Origin of the sequence: Mesorhizobium sp. B2-3-15 (assembly GCF_006442875.1) — a bacterium.
GTDB classification, from domain to species: Bacteria; Pseudomonadota; Alphaproteobacteria; order Rhizobiales; family Rhizobiaceae; genus Mesorhizobium; species Mesorhizobium australicum.
In genome coordinates this window covers 91,705-106,307 of sequence record NZ_VFVO01000001.1, presented here as the reverse complement: position 1 = coordinate 106,307, position 14,603 = coordinate 91,705, and the positions used below count along the sequence as shown (strand labels likewise).

Here is a 14,603-nt window from a genome sequence, read left to right as displayed (position 1 = left end):
AGCTCATTTGATGGTGACGGCGAAAAAGTGATCGCCGCCGGTCCCCCGCATCAGACTTCGTGCAGATAGAGATGATAGTCCAGCTCGCTCACCGTGCGCGCCACGCGCAGGTACTCGGACTGCTTGATCGCCACAAAGGTGCGGTGCAGGTCCTCGCCGAGCGCGCCCTTCAGGAAGCTGGACGCCTTGGCCGCTTCGATGGCGGCCCGCCAATCGGCCGGCATCGTCGTGCGGGTGACGGCCGCTTCATAGCCATTGCCGGTCGTTTCGGGGCCGGGATCGAGCCCTTCGTCGAGGCCCTTGACGATGCCGGCAAGCACCGTCGCGGCAATCAGATACGGATTGGCGTCGACGCCTGATGGACGATGCTCGATGCGCCGGTTCTTTGCATCGCCGGCCGGCACGCGCAACGCCACCGAGCGGTTGTTGACGCCCCAGCTCGGCGCCACCGGCGCATAGGATTGCGAGACGAAGCGCCGCCAGGAATTGGCATGCGGCGCAAACACCAGCATTGATTCCGCCATGGTCTGGATCAGCCCGCCGAGGCCACGCAGCAGCGGCAGCGACCAGCTCTCGCCGGCGGCTTCCGCAAAGACGTTTCGGCCGTCCTTGTCCTGCAGCGAGACATGGAAATGCATACCGGAGCCGGCATATTTCTCGATCGGCTTGGCCATGAAGCAGGCGGTGACACCATGGCGGCGCGCCTGCGCCCGCACCAGCCGCTTCAGCATGACCAGATCGTCGGCCGCCCGCATCACGTCCTTGCGGTAATTCAGCGTCAGTTCGTACTGGCCGGGCGCATATTCGGAAATCACCGTCTCGGCCGGAATGCCTTGCGCCTTGGCGGCGGCGTAGATGTCGGAGAACAACGGCTCCATGCCGTGCAGATGGTCGACTGAATAAACTTCGGTCTTGCCCGAGACGCGGCCATCGAGCACCGCGCGCGCCGGCTGCACCTTGCCGTCGGCGTCGCGCTCATTGGCCAGCAGAAAAAACTCGAGCTCGAAGGCACCGGCGGGATAGAGTCCCTTGGCCGCCAATATGCCGACCTGCCGGGCAAGCGCCAGCCGCGGATCCGACGACATTGGCTGGCCGTCGAGATAATACATCGCCATCAGCAGTTGGCCGCGCGGCGGCTTCGTGCCGTAAAGCGGCACCAGCGTGCCCGGAATCGGCCAGGCCCTCAGATCGCCGTCGCCGCTGTCCCAGATCAGCCCGGTTTCGTGCACATCCTCGCCGGTGATGTCGAGGCCGAGAATGGAGATCGGCATGTGCCGGCCGCCCTCGAAAATGCTTTTCAGCTCATGCCGGCGCACGATCTTGCCGCGCCCCACACCATTGGCGTCGGTCAGCACGATATCGAAGGCCTCGATCTCGGGATGGGCGTCGAGGAAGGCTTGCGCCTCGGTGGGCGTCGAGCCCGAAGGTGAGGTCATGATCGCACTCAAATTTGGCTTGGGCGCTTGTCTCACGCCGCAAGCTTTGCCGCAACCGCGCCGAACGCGGCGATCAGCCGGTTGACCTGGGTGCCTGACGTTGCCGGCGAGATCAGCATCATGTTGTGGAACGGTGCGATCAGCGCGCCGCGATTGACCAATGCGACATGGATGGCAGCCTCCAGTTCCGGCGCATGCGCAACTTCCGCCTCGGCACCATTGCGCAGCGGGCCGGGCGCGCAGATGAACTCGACGCGCGCCCCGACGCGGGAGACATGCCAGGGCAGATTGTAACGATCGATCACGCCGGTCAGCCCGGCATCGAGCCGCCGCGCCAGATGATCCATGCGGTCATAATTCTCCTGCGTCATCACCTCCTCGAGCGTGGCGCGCATGGCGGCGAACTGCAGCGGGTTGGCCGACAGCGTCGTGCCCATGCCGGAATATCCCGGCTCTTTCGTCCTGTTATAGTCGGCATAGCGCGAGGCGACCTCCTCGCTCATGCCCCAGACGCTCGCCGGAACGCCGCCGGCAATCGGCTTGCCCAGCACGAACAAGTCGGGCTCCAGCCCATATTTACTGGTGTAACCACCAGGACCGGTCGAGATCGTATGCGTCTCGTCGATCAAGAGCAGGGTGCCGGCTTCACGCGTCAATTTTCGCAGCGCATCATGGTAGCCAGGGTCGGCAAGTACCATGCAGGAATTGGTCAGCACCGGCTCGGCGATGACGCAGGCAACGTCCCTGTCCTTGAGCGCGGCTTCCAGTGCGGCAACGTCGTTGAACTCGATGACGTTGGCCGTGCGGGTCAGGTCGCGGAATTCGCCCGCCAGTCCCGGCCGGTTGACGGGCTTGCCGTCGATCAGCCGCACCATCGTCTCGTCCACCGAGCCGTGATAGCAGCCGTTGAAGACCAGGATCTTTTCCCGCCCGGTAACCGCACGGGCGACGCGCAGCGCGAAGCGATTGGCGTCGGTCGCCGTGGTCGCGATCTGCCAGAACGGCAGGCCGAAGCGCTGCTGCAGCAGCAGCCCGATGGCCAGCGCATCCTCGGAAGGCAGCATATAGGTCAGGCCGCGCCCGGCCTGGCGGCGAATGGCGCGCGCCACCGGGGGAGGCGAGTGGCCAAACATCGAACCGGTGTCGCCGAGGCAGAAATCGTCGAGCTTGTTGCCGTCCATGTCGGTGATCGTGGCGCCTCGGGCGCTGTCGACCAGGATCGGAAACGGTGTCGGCCAATCGTTCATCCAGTGCATCGGCACGCCGCCGAAGAAGCCGGGCAGGCCGTTGCCGACCTTGGTTTGTGATCTCGGCCGCGCCTCGCGAAAGGCTGCCCCTTCCGTCTCGCGCAATTGCGCGATGCGGTCGCGGCTGATCCCGCCGATGGTCTTTGAACTATCGCTGCCGTGCATGAAAATCCCTCTGGCTCATTCCTACTTACCCAATCCACCTCCGCAACGGCAATTGGCCGTGCGTCCGTTCTGCATTGGCTCAGTCGCCTGCGGCGGGCGCTTGACCCCGCTTGCGAAGTCGGCGCCAATGCTGTCGGCAACGACAAGCGGGGGAAAGAATGCGGACGATCATCTGCGTGACCATGCTCTTCCTGTCGGCCGGTACGGCGTTCGCGACCGGCGGTATCTGGTGCACCGTCGATGATTCACAGGTCAAATTCCAGGTTGATGCCGGCGTCACCACGGGCATGGGCGGCCCGACTTTCAATTTCCGCGGCGACCTCGAAATCAAGGCAAGGCCCACGGGTGATCCATTGCGCAAGACGGTGTTAGAGGATGCGAACCTCACCCAGTATTGGCTCGACGACAAGGAACTGCGGCTAAACATCTACCACGAGCAGCAGGTCGCCAAGATCTACAGTTCGGTCGAATTGACGATCCTGACCAGGGCCAGCGACGAGGGCGTCTATGACGGGCATTACAAGCTCGCTGTCTATGACAGCACCGCCGACAAGGAAAGCGACGGCAAGCCCGTCGATCTGACCGGCAAGATCTCCTGCGGGGCCGAGTGATCGGCCATCCCGGCTAGGCCGTGATGTCGATGACGCCACAGTCGCCGGCGGCGCTGCCGAAGGCGACGCGGCGTTCTTCCCTGTCCCACATCATCGTGGTGATGGCGCCCTTGCCCGGTCGCCGCAAAAGCACTTCCTTGGCGTCGGAAAAGCGCACGGCCATCACCATGCCGTCGTCGTAACCGACTGCGACGACGTCCTGGCTCGGATGGCAGGCGACCGCCGTCACCATGGCATTGCCGCGCGTGCCGAGTTCCAGCGGCGCCTTGCCCATCGGGCCGTCCTTGCCCGAAAACGGCCAGACGATCGCCGCCGGCGCGCCGGAACTGGCCAGCCACTTGCCTTTCACGCTCCATGACAGGCTCTTGACCTTGCCGGGATAGCCGCTCATGCGCATGTGCTTGCCGTCGGCCAGCTTCCAGCCATGCAGGGCGTTTTCCTGCATGGTGGTGACCAGAAAGGCGCCGTCCGGCGAGAAGGTGATGCCGGTGTGCGCGCCCGCCCATTCCAGTTCCACCGGCTTGCCCTCGGCGGCGGGGAAATGCAGCGTCGCGCCATTGTAGCGGGCGACGCCGAAGCGCATGCCCTTGGGCGAGAAGGCCAGCCCCTCGACCGAGCGCGGATGGGCAAATTCCCGGGTCTTGCCATCGGCGAAGCGCACGAAGGCGGTCTTGCCCGTGGCATAGGCGATGGCTCCTTGCGGCCCGGCGGCAACGCTGGTGATCCATTTTTTTCCCGCGTTCGCCACCTCCTGGGTCTCGCCGCCGGCTTTCACGGCAAAAACCTTGCCGTCCTCGCCGCCGGTGATCAGCCGGTCGTTGGCCGCGTCATGGAAGGCGGCAAGCAGCCCGTCATTGGCCTGCACCGTCTTGTGGCCATTGTCGAGCCGATGGACAGCACCATCGGCCAGCGCGAAATGCGGCACGTCGCCGAGGAAGACGGCGGCGACGCAATGGCCTTCGAGATCAAGCGGGGCAACTGTGGGCATGGGTTATCTTTGTTCGACTGGATTAGAATTGTAGAGGCGGCTTACTCGACGTTTGCGGTTCCGACAACCATCGGGATTGGCAAGTGATGAAGGGGCAGGCGTCAAAGCAGCCCCTTGGCTCGTAGATCCGCAGCGAATGCTGCCAACGGCATCACCAGAGTCAAATCCGATCCTATGAGACGCTCGGCGCCGTAGCTTGCATACCACTTTGCCGCCCGCTCGCTCTTGGCGTCGATGATGAGCAGAATGCCGCCCCCTTCTCCCGCAAGCCGCAGGCAGCGCAATGCCGCCGCGGCAAGCAACTGACCTCCGAGGCCTTGCCTGGCGACGGTGCGATCGGTGGCAAGACGGCCAAGCTTGAAGCCGGAAACTTCGTGTCGTGCCAAGCCTCTCGTCAGGGCTGCGGGAACGGCTTCATGAGCGACGGCGGACGGCGCGATCGTATAAAAACCGAGTACACGTTCCGAAGCTGTATCGCCGATCGCGCAGAAGGTCTTGGCCGCATTCTGATCATGACTCTGTCGCGCGAACCGCTGCAGAAATTCGTTCATCTGCAGGTCGCCACAATCGAAGGACGCTCGATCGTGGCGTTTTGCTATTGGCTCCTCGTGCCAGGACGGAAGAGTCACAAAGTGTCCGGCAAGGCCGCAATCGCCGCCTTGAGCCTGGCGTTGGGTTTTGGCGGGTGTTCCAGCAGGTCCAGGATGCGCTTAAAGTCGCGGTCGGACACCTTCGTCACTTCAGCCGCATCAATCACCGCCTGCGCCGCAGGCACGATCTTATCGAGGATGAAGTCTGCCATGTCTTTGTGCGAGAGCGCAGCGGCGCGCGCGATCATCGCCTTCTCCGAAGGGGGAATGCGGATTTGGTAGCGCTCGGTCTTGTTGTCCGCAGGTCTAGGCATGGTCATTCCTCATCGCGATACGTACACATGATATGTGTACGTATCGCACAATTCAAGCTTTGAATCGTGTGGCTGAACCTAGGCCTGGCAGGCGTCAAAGCTCTTCTTCAGCCGTTCAGCGTCGAGTTCGCGTCCGATGAACACCAGCCGGCTTTCGTGCTTTTCGCCGTCCTTCCAGGCGCGCTGGCGGTCGCCCTCGATGATCATGTGCACGCCTTGGATGACATAGCGCTCGTCATCGCCCTTGAGCGCGATGATGCCTTTCAGCCGCAGGATGTTGGGGCCTTCCATCTGGGTGACCTTCTCGATCCACGGGAAGAATTTCTTCGGGTCCATCTCGCCGCCGCGCAGCGACACCGACTGCACCGTCACATCATGGATGTCGGACGGATGAGCGTGATGGTGGTGGTCGTGCCCATCGTGGTGATGATGATCATGGTCGTGATGATCATGATCGTGGTCATGGTGATCATGTTCATCATGCGCTTCGAGGAAATGCGGATCGTTCTCCAGCGCCCTGGACAGGTCGAAGGCGCCACGGTCGAGCACTTCCGACAGGGCGACGCCGGCGCGCGTCGTGCGGTGAATTTTGGCGGCCGGGTTGATCGCGCGGATCGTCGCCTCGACCTTGGCGAGTTCTTCCGGGGTGACGAGGTCGGTCTTGTTGAGCACGACGACGTCGGCGAAGGCGATCTGGTCCTCGGCTTCCTTGGAATCCTTGAGCCTGAGCGGCAGGTGCTTGGCGTCGACCAGGGCCACCACGGCATCGAGCTTGGTCTTGGAGCGCACGTCGTCGTCCATGAAGAAGGTCTGCGCCACCGGCACAGGATCGGCGAGACCGGTGGTCTCGACGACGATGGCGTCGAAGCGGCCGGGCCGCCGCATCAGGCCCTCGACGACACGGATCAGGTCGCCGCGCACCGTGCAGCAGACGCAGCCATTGTTCATCTCGTAGATCTCCTCGTCTGATTCCACGATCAGGTCGTTGTCGATGCCGATCTCGCCGAATTCGTTGACGATGACGGCGTAGCGCTTGCCGTGGTTTTCCGACAGGATGCGGTTGAGCAGCGTCGTCTTGCCGGCGCCGAGATAGCCGGTGAGGACGGTTACGGGGATCTGTGTCTGCGCTTCGCTCATGGCTTGCCTCGAAATGACTAGGCCCTGAAATTCAGGCCGCGAAAAGGGATTGTCGGTTCCATATAGGATGTGCGCCGGGCTTTTGCACGGGGCAAACCATGGGCCAAAGCTGCCGACCGGGATTGTCCCGCCATCATGGCCGCGGAAGCGGCCGCCCTCCCCGGCGGCGGAATGATCAACGGGCCTCTTGCCAGGGCTGTCCGGTCGTCGGATCGCATTCACGCAGCGGTCGCTCCGAATTCCCTTCACCCGAAACTCGTTTGTCATCTAACTGAAATAAACATCTGGCATCACCACGGCGGACACCGCAAATGCTTGCCGGCAAAGCTGTTTCGGATGCCGGAATCTTTTTCGATCGTCGATTGCCAACCGGCCGGCTGCGTCTATGCTGTGCGCACCGGTACGGCCGAAGAGGGATGACCATGGCCAAGGCGGACAAGACTGCAACGATGAGCCGGCTGCATTCAGCGGCAAGGCTGGCAAGGACCGCGCTGGCGGCACGGCTCCTGGCGCATGGCTTTTACGCCGGCCAGGACCAGATCATGCTGGCGCTGGACCGTGAGGACGGCCAGACGCCGGGCAATCTCGCCGGGCGTCTTGGCGTGCGTCCGCCGACCATCACCAAGACCATCAACCGGCTGCAGGCACAGGGTTTTCTGGAGAAACGCGCGTCCGACTCCGATGCCCGCCAAGCCCATATCTTCCTCACCGATACCGGCCGTGAAACCATCCGCGCCATTGAGAAGTCGGTGAAGAAGACCGAAAAGCAGGCGCTTAAGGGCCTCGACAAGAAGGACCAGAAGGCGCTGTTCAAGCTGCTCGCCCGCATCGAGGCCAACCTCTCCAACGAGGAACTGGTGCTGATCGACGACGACGCCGAGTCGGATGACTGATCTCTCCGGCCGTCAGGCGGCCGCGGTATTTCCGTGGATCAAGGACGACCAACGGCCCGGCGTCATGCCGAACGCTTTCTTGAATTGCCTGTTGAAGTGGCTCTGGTCGCTGAAGCCGGCCTCGATCGCGATCTGTACCAAGGGCACGCCGGCGGCGATCATCCTGCGCGCGCGCTGAAGCCGGCGCATTACCAGGAAACGATGCGGGCTGGTCGAGAAGGCCGCGCGGAAATGTCTCGACAGGGCATAGCGGTCGAGACCCGTGACGGCTTCCAACTCACCCGAACGCACGGGCCGGTCGAGGTTTTCCGTGAGATACTCACCCGCCAGTGTCGCCGCCCGCCACGCCGTCCCGGCTATTGGCTTTGCCGGCTTGCCGGCATGCCGGTTCAGACTTTGCATCAGTCGCGCCAGGAAGTCGTCGACGAACAGCTCGTCGAGTTCCTGCTCCAACGGCCCGAGCGCCGACAGCAGGGTCGCGCAGAAGGCCTCGTCCGTCACCACGCCGTCCCTGACGAAGGGCAGCGCCGTGCCGCCGAGACAGTCGAGCATCAGTGACGGCTCAAGATAGAGCATCCTGTAGCGCAGGCCTTCTTCCGTGCCGGCGCCGCCATCGTGCAACTCGTCCGGATGCAGCACGATGACCTGGCCGGGCAGGCTCAGCCGTGCCGCGCCGCGATAGCGGAAGGTCTGCACGCCGCGCAGCGTCACCCCGATCGCGTAGGTGTCGTGGCGATGCGGATCGAAGGCGCTGCCGTGAAACCGCGCCTCGATGCGCTCCATCCCCGCGGGGTCGCGAGCGGAGAAGATGCAGTTTTCAGCGGCATCGGCGCACAAACGTCCAAGACCCTCGAAGGCCTGACGGTCTAGATCGAACGACATCGTCTCCTTCAGCCTCGCTACACGGGGCCTAACCTTGAAATGGCTCACTTTCCCATGTTCGATACGAAATTTGCAATCGTGCTGCGGCAAGACCTGGCCGTCTGGCAGAAACTCAACGTCACCGCCTTCCTGACCAGCGGCATTGTCGCGCAATTCCCCGACATCATCGGCGGGCCCTATCGCGACCGCGCCGGCAATCTCTACAATCCCATGTCGATCCAGCCGGTCATCGTGCTCTCGGCCGACCAGGCAACGATGAGTGCGATCCATCGGCGTGCGCTGGAACGCGGCGTCACCACCTCGCTCTATGTCGAGGAAATGTTCTCGACCGGCTTCGATGCCGCCAACCGCGCCGTCTTTGCCGAATTCGCGCCCGAAGATGCCAAGGTGGTCGGCATAGCGCTGCGTGCCGAGAAGAAGGTGGTCGACAAGATAACCAAGGGCGCCCGCATGCACGCGTAGCGCCCGAAGGCTAAGCCTGACGCCGACTGTTGTTGTACCAGCGAGCTTAGGCGCGGCTGCGGGCGACAATTGGCTTGCCGGCAAGCCGCAATTCCCGCAAAGGTGGGGTTCCAGTCCAGCTTTTCCCCGGCCTGCACGTGAATCCTTCCCAAAGACATGTCGAAAGCGCGACGCCGCCGGTGGCGATCCTGTGCATGCTGACCACCTATGTCTTCTTCACCTTCCTCGACACCAGCAGCAAATATCTCGTCCTGGCCGGCGTCTCCGTCCTGATCGTCGCCTGGGTGCGCTTTGCCGTGCATGTCGTGCTGGTTGGAGCGCTGCTGCGTGGCTGGCGCGAACCGAGGCGATTTCGGCCGGTCAACCTGCCGGCGCATGTGATGCGCGGCGCGTTCCTGTTCGGCTCGACCATGTTCAATGTCCTGGCGCTGCGCTCCCTGCAACTGGCCGAGACGACGTCGATCTATTTCTTCGGGCCGATGGTGATCACCGCCCTTGCCGGGCCGCTGCTCGGCGAATGGGCCGGATGGCGGCGCTGGCTGGCTATCCTGGCCGCTTTCGCCGGGGTCCTGATCATCACGCGGCCCGGTGTCGGCGTTTTCGGCATCGGACATCTCTTCGCGCTCGGCTCGATGCTGTCGAACTGCTTCTATGTCATCATGACGCGCCGCATGTCGGCGACCGAGACTCCGGAGAGCCTGATCTTGTTCTCGGCGTTGGCGCCGACGGTCCTGCTGCTGCCCTTGCTGCCGTTTTCATTTTCCCTGCCGCATGATGGCTGGCACTGGTCCGTGCTGCTCATGCTTGGCGTGTTCGGCGGTGTCGGCCACTGGTTGCTGGTCCAGGCCTATCGGCTGGCGACGACCACAGCGCTCGCGCCATATCCCTATTCGCAAATGGTGTGGATGATCATTTCGGGCTGGCTTGTCTTCAAGCAGTTCCCCGACCGCTGGACGCTGGTCGGCGCCGCCATCATCGTCGCCAGCGGCCTCTACATCGTCCATCGCGAACATCGGCTCAGGCTGCGCAGCCGTGCGGCCTCGGATGTCGAGGCCGAGGCGCTGGCAAAAAAACTTTGATTTGGCCCGGATCGATGGCATAAGGCCGCCCTTAAACAGTTTAAAAAAACGACGGGGAGCGAAAGGCTGGCACAGAAGATCAAGCTGTCGACGATCGCGGATGCGCTCGGCGTGTCCACGGCCACCGTATCCTTGGCACTGCGCGACAGCCCGCTGGTTGCCGGCTCGACGCGCGACCGCATCAAGGAACATGCGCGCGCCATCGGCTATATCTACAACCGCCGCGCCGCCAGCCTGCGCACCTCGCGCTCGGGCATTGTCGGTGTCGTCGTCCACGACATCATGAACCCGTTCTTCGCCGAGATTCTGCGCTCGATCGAGAGTGAGCTCGACCGCAGCCGGCAGACCTTCATCCTGTCCAATCACTACGATCAGCTCGAAAAACAGCGCACCTTCATCGATACATTGCTGCAGCTCGGCGCCGATGGCGTCATCATGTCGCCGGCTATCGGCACGCCGGCGTCCGATATCGTCATGGCCGAGGAGAATGGGCTGCCGGCGGTGCTGATCGCGCGCACCGTCGAGGGTGCCGACGTACCGGTGTTTCGCGGCGACGATGCCTATGGCACGGGCCTCGCCACCAACCATCTGATCTCGCTCGGCCACAAGCGCATCGCCATGATCGGCGGCACCGACCAGACCTCGACCGGCCGCGATCGCTACCAGGGCTATGTCAACGCCATGGAGGCGGCCGGGCTCGAAGTCAGGCCGTCCTGGCGCATATCAGGCCCGCGCACCAAGCAGGCCGGTTTCGAGGCCGCTGGGCAGTTCCTGGCGCTTAAGGACAGGCCGACTGCGGCCTGCTGCTGGAACGACCTCGTCGCCATCGGCCTGATGAACGGCATTGCGCGTGCCGGCCTTGTGCCGGGCGTCGACATCTCCGTCACCGGCTATGACGACCTCGAAGAGGCGGCGATAGCCACGCCGGCGCTGACCACCGTCTGGAACGGCCAGCGCGAGGTTGGCCGCCGCGCCGCCAGCGCGCTGCTCGACAAGCTCAACGGACAGACGGTGCGGCCCTCGCAGGAATTGATCAAGCCGGAACTGCATGTGCGCCAGTCGACCGGCAAGCCGGTGGAGCGTGCATGACCAAGGCCGAACAATTGGGAGCCGTTGCCATTCTGGTGCCGGCCGATTTCAGCGACCACGCCGTCGCGCGTATCGACCGGACGTTCAATCGCATCGGCATCGAGCGCGCCGATCCCGCGCTGGTCACCGACGAGATGCGCCGCGCGGTGCGCGGCATCGCATCCTTTGCCGGCATCAGTGCGGCGATGATGGACGCGTTGCCGAAGCTCGAACTCATCGCCTCGTTCGGCGTCGGCTATGATTCGGTCGATGTCGGCCATGCGGCGGCGAAAAACATCATGGTCACCAACACGCCCGACGTGCTGACCGAAGAGGTCGCCGACACCGCGATCGGGCTGCTGATCAACACGGTGCGCGACCTGCCGCGTGCCGAAACCTGGCTGCGTGACGGCAGCTGGGCGAAGAAGGGCAACTATCCGCTGAGCCGGCTGACCTTGCGCGCGCGCCGCGTCGGTATTTTCGGCATGGGCCGCATCGGACAAGCCATTGCACGGCGGCTGGAGGCCTTCGGCCTGCCGATCGCCTATCACAACCGACGCCGGGTCGAAGGCCTGTCCTATCAATACCACGACACGCTGAAGGGCTTGGCCGAGGCAGTCGACACGCTGATTTCGGTGGCGCCCGGCGGTGCTTCGACACAGAAAGCGGTCAATGCCGAGATCCTGTCGGCGCTCGGCGCGAACGGCGTCTTCGTCAACATCGGCCGCGGCAGCACCGTCGACGAGGCGGCGCTTGCGGCCGCTCTCGCCGACGGCACCATCGCCGCCGCCGGGCTCGATGTCTTCGCCGACGAGCCGAATGTCCCCAAGGCGTTGCTCGGCTTACCAAACGCCTCTCTGTTGCCGCATGTCGGCTCGGCCTCGGAGCACACACGCCGCGCCATGGCCGATCTATGCGTCGACAATCTGGTGTCGTGGTTCAGCGACCGCAGGCCGCTGACACCAGTGCCCGAGACGGCGCATGTGAAGGCTCGCCCTTGAGCGGTGGCACTGCCATATTTATTAACGTCGGCTTAACCCTTTGAAATCATTCTTCATCCTGTGTGCTGGATGAGGAATGATGAAAACGCTTTTTGCATTGATCGCCGCCGCCGCGCTGTTTGGCGGCGTTCAGCTGTTTCATGACGGCAGCGGGGAAAGCATTGCCAATGAGGCCACGCCTTCCAATGCCTACAGACTGATTGCCAACGGCGACGAAGGCGCATGCGCGGTCACGCGCGGCGCCTCGGTCTCGGATGGCCTGTCGCTGCTGACGGTGGCGCCGAATTGCCGACGGCTCCTGCCGGGCCTCGAGCGGGCTAAATTCTGGCGCGAGCAAAACGACGGAACCGTTGCCTTCAGCGCCAACGGCATCGATCCGATCGTCACCTTTGCCGTGGCTGATGGCGATGGCTACGAATCCTACGCGCCGGCCCAGCCGTTGCTGTCGCTGGCATCAGACGGTGGGCTGAAACCTGGAAACTGACTACTCCGCCGCCGCCCGCGCGCCGGCTTTCGCGGCGGCATGCAGGCGCACCGCATCGCCGAAAGCGCGAAAAATCTTGGCGGAATTGCTGTCCGACTTGACCCAGTATTCGGGATGCCACTGGACGCCGACGGCGAAGGCGCGGGCACCCTTGACTGAAACCGCTTCGACCGTGCCGTCGGTGGCGACAGCCTCGATCTCGAGCTTCGATCCCAGTCGGTCAATCGCCTGGCGATGCAAGGAATTGACCTTGATGTCGCCGGCGCCGAACACGCCTGCCAGGCAACTGCCTGGCTTGATCGAAATGGTCTGGTGAATGGCGAAGCGCTCATCCTGTTTGTCGCTCACCGCCGCACGGTGGTCCAGCGACCCCTCGCGCTCCTGGATCTCGGTCCCCAGTGTGCCGCCGAGCGCCACGTTCAATTCCTGGATGCCGCGGCAGATGGCAAGCAGCGGCACGCCGCGCTCGATCGCCTTGCGGATCAGCGGCAGCGTCGTAGCGTCGCGCGCGGTGTCATAAGGGCCGTTCGCTTCGCTGGCATCGCCGCCATAGAGCGAGGGGTCGACGTTGGATTTCGAGCCCGTCAGCATGACGCCGTCGACCGACGACAGAAGTTCGTCGAAGTCCAGCCGGTCGCCGAACGATGGCACGAGCAGTGGGAAAACGCCGGCACCTACGATTGCTGCTTCCAGATATTGTTGGGGGGCGGCATGCCAGGTGTAGTTGTCGAACTGACGGACGTCGGTCGATATGGCGACGAGCGGCTGCTGCATTTTGGGTCTGTCTTCCATCTGGCAAGGGATATCCTGCCTTTAAAATAAGCGATCCCCGGCCATTTTTCCAGCCAAGTCTCAGCGTGTCGCATGGGCCACGAAACCGCCTGTTAGACTATAGTTGCAGGGTCGCATGGCTTCGCATCAAATCCGGCCGGCGTGCTGGACTCGACTCCTTGCCCGTGTATTGTTTCGAGCGAACCGATGCGGGAGCCGAGGATTTCCCGAACGTCGGTTTGTTGGTCCAAAAGGGAGGAACTGCATGGATCGTCGTTCATTTATCCGCAAGGCCGGCGTCACCGGCGTCGGCGCAGCCGCAGCGGCGGCCACGCTCGCCGCACCGGCAATCGCCCAGTCCAACCCCAAGGTGACATGGCGATTGGCGTCGTCCTTCCCGAAGTCGCTCGACACCATCTATGGCGGGGCCGAAGTGTTCTCCAAGATGCTGTCGGAAGCCACCGACGGCAATTTCCAGATCCAGGTCTTTGCCGCGGGCGAGCTTGTTCCCGGCCTGCAGGCCGCCGACGCCACCACGGCCGGCACGGTCGAGGCCTGCCACACGGTGGCATATTATTACTGGGGCAAGGACCCGACATGGGCGCTGGGTGCGGCGGTGCCCTTTTCGCTCAACGCGCGCGGCATGAATGCATGGCACTACCATGGCGGCGGCATCGATCTGTTCAATGAGTTTCTCGCCACGCAAGGTCTGTTCGGCCTGCCGGGCGGCAACACCGGCGTGCAGATGGGCGGCTGGTTCCGCAAGGAGATCAACACCGTCGCCGACCTCTCCGGCCTCAAGATGCGCATTGGCGGCTTTGCCGGCAAAGTGGTGCAGAAGCTCGGCGTGGTGCCGCAGCAGATCGCCGGCGGCGACATCTACCCGGCGCTGGAAAAAGGCACCATCGACGCCGCCGAATGGGTCGGCCCCTATGACGACGAGAAGCTCGGCTTCTACAAGGTCGCGCCCTATTATTACTATCCCGGCTGGTGGGAAGGCGGCCCGACCGTCCACCTGATGTTCAACAAGGCGAAATACGACGAGCTTTCGCCGACCTACAAGTCGCTGCTGCGGACGTGCGCCCAGGCCGCGGACGCCAACATGCTGCAGAAATACGACTATGTGAACCCTCCGGCGGTGAAGCGGCTGGTGGCCGGCGGCGCCAAACTGCGCCCATTCAGCCAGGAGATCATGGCCGCCTGCTTCGAGAAGGCCAACGAGGTCTACGCCGAAATGGAAGCCTCGAACGCGCCGTTCAAGAAGATCTGGGAATCGATCAAGGGCTTCCGCAAGGAGCACTATCTCTGGGCGCAGGTGGCCGAATACAATTACGACACCTTCATGATGGTCCAGCAGCGCAACGGCAAGCTGTAGGCGATCGTACTTTGCTTTTCGAAAGCCTCGGGGCATTTTTGTTCCCCGGGGCTTTTCTTTGCTCGACGGCGACGGCAATTGCCAAATGCCGCGAAGCCTG

The 14,603-nt window shown here is 63.4% G+C and carries 17 protein-coding genes; 9 read left to right on the top strand and 8 right to left on the bottom strand.

Going from position 1 to position 14,603, the window contains the following annotated elements; genetic code table 11:
* Positions 1-50 precede the first annotated feature (50 nt).
* Together FJ954_RS00500 and FJ954_RS00495 are read right to left on the bottom strand one after the other, a co-directional pair.
* Positions 51-1,436, bottom strand: a complete 1,386-nt coding sequence (locus FJ954_RS00500; protein ID WP_140660072.1) for a glutamine synthetase family protein — start codon at positions 1,434-1,436, stop codon at positions 51-53.
* A 32-nt stretch (positions 1,437-1,468) separates the two neighbouring features.
* Positions 1,469-2,848, bottom strand: coding sequence for an aspartate aminotransferase family protein (locus tag FJ954_RS00495; RefSeq protein ID WP_140660071.1), 1,380 nt, complete (start codon positions 2,846-2,848; stop codon positions 1,469-1,471).
* 158 nt (positions 2,849-3,006) lie between these two features.
* On the opposite strand from FJ954_RS00495, the gene FJ954_RS00490 reads away from it, so the two are divergent.
* The gene (locus tag FJ954_RS00490) at positions 3,007-3,459 is read left to right on the top strand and encodes a hypothetical protein (RefSeq protein ID WP_140615032.1); all 453 of its coding nucleotides are present in this window, start codon (positions 3,007-3,009) and stop codon (positions 3,457-3,459) included.
* Positions 3,460-3,472: 13 nt separating this feature from the next.
* On the opposite strand, the gene FJ954_RS00485 is transcribed toward FJ954_RS00490, so the two are convergent.
* From FJ954_RS00485 to FJ954_RS00470, 4 genes are all read right to left on the bottom strand, one after another.
* Positions 3,473-4,447, bottom strand: coding sequence for a WD40 repeat domain-containing protein (locus FJ954_RS00485; protein WP_015314302.1), 975 nt, complete (start codon positions 4,445-4,447; stop codon positions 3,473-3,475).
* A 101-nt stretch (positions 4,448-4,548) separates the two neighbouring features.
* Positions 4,549-5,076, bottom strand: a complete 528-nt coding sequence (locus FJ954_RS00480) for a GNAT family N-acetyltransferase (RefSeq protein WP_140660070.1) — start codon at positions 5,074-5,076, stop codon at positions 4,549-4,551.
* The gene (locus FJ954_RS00475) at positions 5,073-5,351 is read right to left on the bottom strand and encodes a DUF1778 domain-containing protein (RefSeq protein WP_015314300.1); all 279 of its coding nucleotides are present in this window, start codon (positions 5,349-5,351) and stop codon (positions 5,073-5,075) included. The genes FJ954_RS00480 and FJ954_RS00475 overlap by 4 nt, the downstream gene beginning before the upstream one ends.
* Positions 5,352-5,429: 78 nt before the next feature.
* Positions 5,430-6,488, bottom strand: a complete 1,059-nt coding sequence (locus FJ954_RS00470; protein WP_140660069.1) for a GTP-binding protein — start codon at positions 6,486-6,488, stop codon at positions 5,430-5,432.
* A gap of 135 nt (positions 6,489-6,623) precedes the next feature.
* On the opposite strand from FJ954_RS00470, the gene FJ954_RS00465 reads away from it, so the two are divergent.
* Positions 6,624-6,908, top strand: coding sequence for a hypothetical protein (locus tag FJ954_RS00465; protein WP_140660068.1), 285 nt, complete (start codon positions 6,624-6,626; stop codon positions 6,906-6,908).
* Between the two features lie 2 nt (positions 6,909-6,910).
* The gene (locus FJ954_RS00460) at positions 6,911-7,381 is read left to right on the top strand and encodes a MarR family transcriptional regulator (RefSeq protein WP_015314298.1); all 471 of its coding nucleotides are present in this window, start codon (positions 6,911-6,913) and stop codon (positions 7,379-7,381) included.
* A gap of 12 nt (positions 7,382-7,393) precedes the next feature.
* On the opposite strand, the gene FJ954_RS00455 is transcribed toward FJ954_RS00460, so the two are convergent.
* A complete protein-coding gene (locus tag FJ954_RS00455) occupies positions 7,394-8,263 on the bottom strand; it encodes an AraC family transcriptional regulator (protein WP_140660067.1) in 870 nt (289 codons plus the stop codon).
* 54 nt (positions 8,264-8,317) lie between these two features.
* Between FJ954_RS00455 and FJ954_RS00450 the strand changes: the two genes are divergently transcribed.
* The 5 genes from FJ954_RS00450 (at position 8,318) to FJ954_RS00430 (ending at position 12,357) form a co-directional block, all read left to right on the top strand.
* Positions 8,318-8,725 (top strand): DUF2000 family protein, encoded by a 408-nt coding sequence (locus FJ954_RS00450; protein WP_140660066.1) that lies wholly within the window; start codon positions 8,318-8,320, stop codon positions 8,723-8,725.
* Between the two features lie 194 nt (positions 8,726-8,919).
* Positions 8,920-9,804 carry a DMT family transporter gene (locus tag FJ954_RS00445; protein WP_041163585.1) on the top strand — a complete coding sequence of 295 codons (885 nt, stop codon included), beginning with the start codon at positions 8,920-8,922 and terminating at the stop codon, positions 9,802-9,804.
* A gap of 66 nt (positions 9,805-9,870) precedes the next feature.
* Positions 9,871-10,893, top strand: a complete 1,023-nt coding sequence (locus tag FJ954_RS00440) for a LacI family DNA-binding transcriptional regulator (RefSeq protein ID WP_023772401.1) — start codon at positions 9,871-9,873, stop codon at positions 10,891-10,893.
* Entirely contained in the window at positions 10,890-11,873 is a 984-nt protein-coding gene (locus FJ954_RS00435) for a 2-hydroxyacid dehydrogenase (protein ID WP_140660065.1), read from the top strand. Before FJ954_RS00440 ends, FJ954_RS00435 begins: the two co-directional genes overlap by 4 nt.
* Positions 11,874-11,952: 79 nt before the next feature.
* Positions 11,953-12,357, top strand: coding sequence for a hypothetical protein (locus FJ954_RS00430; protein WP_181177725.1), 405 nt, complete (start codon positions 11,953-11,955; stop codon positions 12,355-12,357).
* On the opposite strand, the gene FJ954_RS00425 is transcribed toward FJ954_RS00430, so the two are convergent.
* Positions 12,358-13,131, bottom strand: coding sequence for a gamma-glutamyl-gamma-aminobutyrate hydrolase family protein (locus tag FJ954_RS00425; RefSeq protein WP_041163249.1), 774 nt, complete (start codon positions 13,129-13,131; stop codon positions 12,358-12,360).
* A 262-nt stretch (positions 13,132-13,393) separates the two neighbouring features.
* Here FJ954_RS00425 and FJ954_RS00420 point away from each other — a divergent pair, with 262 nt between their 5' ends.
* Entirely contained in the window at positions 13,394-14,503 is a 1,110-nt protein-coding gene (locus FJ954_RS00420) for a TRAP transporter substrate-binding protein (protein WP_027142806.1), read from the top strand.
* Positions 14,504-14,603: the final 100 nt, after the last annotated feature.

Excerpts from the sequence above, each read along its gene's own strand:
- FJ954_RS00455 (WP_140660067.1), bottom strand. The coding sequence starts at position 8,263 with ATGTCGTTCGATCTAGACCGTCAGGCCTTCGAGGGTCTTGGACGTTTG.
- FJ954_RS00495 (WP_140660071.1), bottom strand. The coding sequence starts at position 2,848 with ATGCACGGCAGCGATAGTTCAAAGACCATCGGCGGGATCAGCCGCGAC.
- FJ954_RS00465 (WP_140660068.1), top strand. The coding sequence starts at position 6,624 with ATGGCCGCGGAAGCGGCCGCCCTCCCCGGCGGCGGAATGATCAACGGG.
- FJ954_RS00485 (WP_015314302.1), bottom strand. The coding sequence starts at position 4,447 with ATGCCCACAGTTGCCCCGCTTGATCTCGAAGGCCATTGCGTCGCCGCC.
- FJ954_RS00470 (WP_140660069.1), bottom strand. The coding sequence starts at position 6,488 with ATGAGCGAAGCGCAGACACAGATCCCCGTAACCGTCCTCACCGGCTAT.
- FJ954_RS00430 (WP_181177725.1), top strand. The coding sequence starts at position 11,953 with ATGAAAACGCTTTTTGCATTGATCGCCGCCGCCGCGCTGTTTGGCGGC.
- FJ954_RS00490 (WP_140615032.1), top strand. The coding sequence starts at position 3,007 with ATGCGGACGATCATCTGCGTGACCATGCTCTTCCTGTCGGCCGGTACG.
- FJ954_RS00425 (WP_041163249.1), bottom strand. The coding sequence starts at position 13,131 with ATGCAGCAGCCGCTCGTCGCCATATCGACCGACGTCCGTCAGTTCGAC.
- FJ954_RS00420 (WP_027142806.1), top strand. The coding sequence starts at position 13,394 with ATGGATCGTCGTTCATTTATCCGCAAGGCCGGCGTCACCGGCGTCGGC.
- FJ954_RS00460 (WP_015314298.1), top strand. The coding sequence starts at position 6,911 with ATGGCCAAGGCGGACAAGACTGCAACGATGAGCCGGCTGCATTCAGCG.
- FJ954_RS00435 (WP_140660065.1), top strand. The coding sequence starts at position 10,890 with ATGACCAAGGCCGAACAATTGGGAGCCGTTGCCATTCTGGTGCCGGCC.
- FJ954_RS00450 (WP_140660066.1), top strand. The coding sequence starts at position 8,318 with ATGTTCGATACGAAATTTGCAATCGTGCTGCGGCAAGACCTGGCCGTC.
- FJ954_RS00500 (WP_140660072.1), bottom strand. The coding sequence starts at position 1,436 with ATGACCTCACCTTCGGGCTCGACGCCCACCGAGGCGCAAGCCTTCCTC.
- FJ954_RS00475 (WP_015314300.1), bottom strand. The coding sequence starts at position 5,351 with ATGCCTAGACCTGCGGACAACAAGACCGAGCGCTACCAAATCCGCATT.
- FJ954_RS00445 (WP_041163585.1), top strand. The coding sequence starts at position 8,920 with ATGCTGACCACCTATGTCTTCTTCACCTTCCTCGACACCAGCAGCAAA.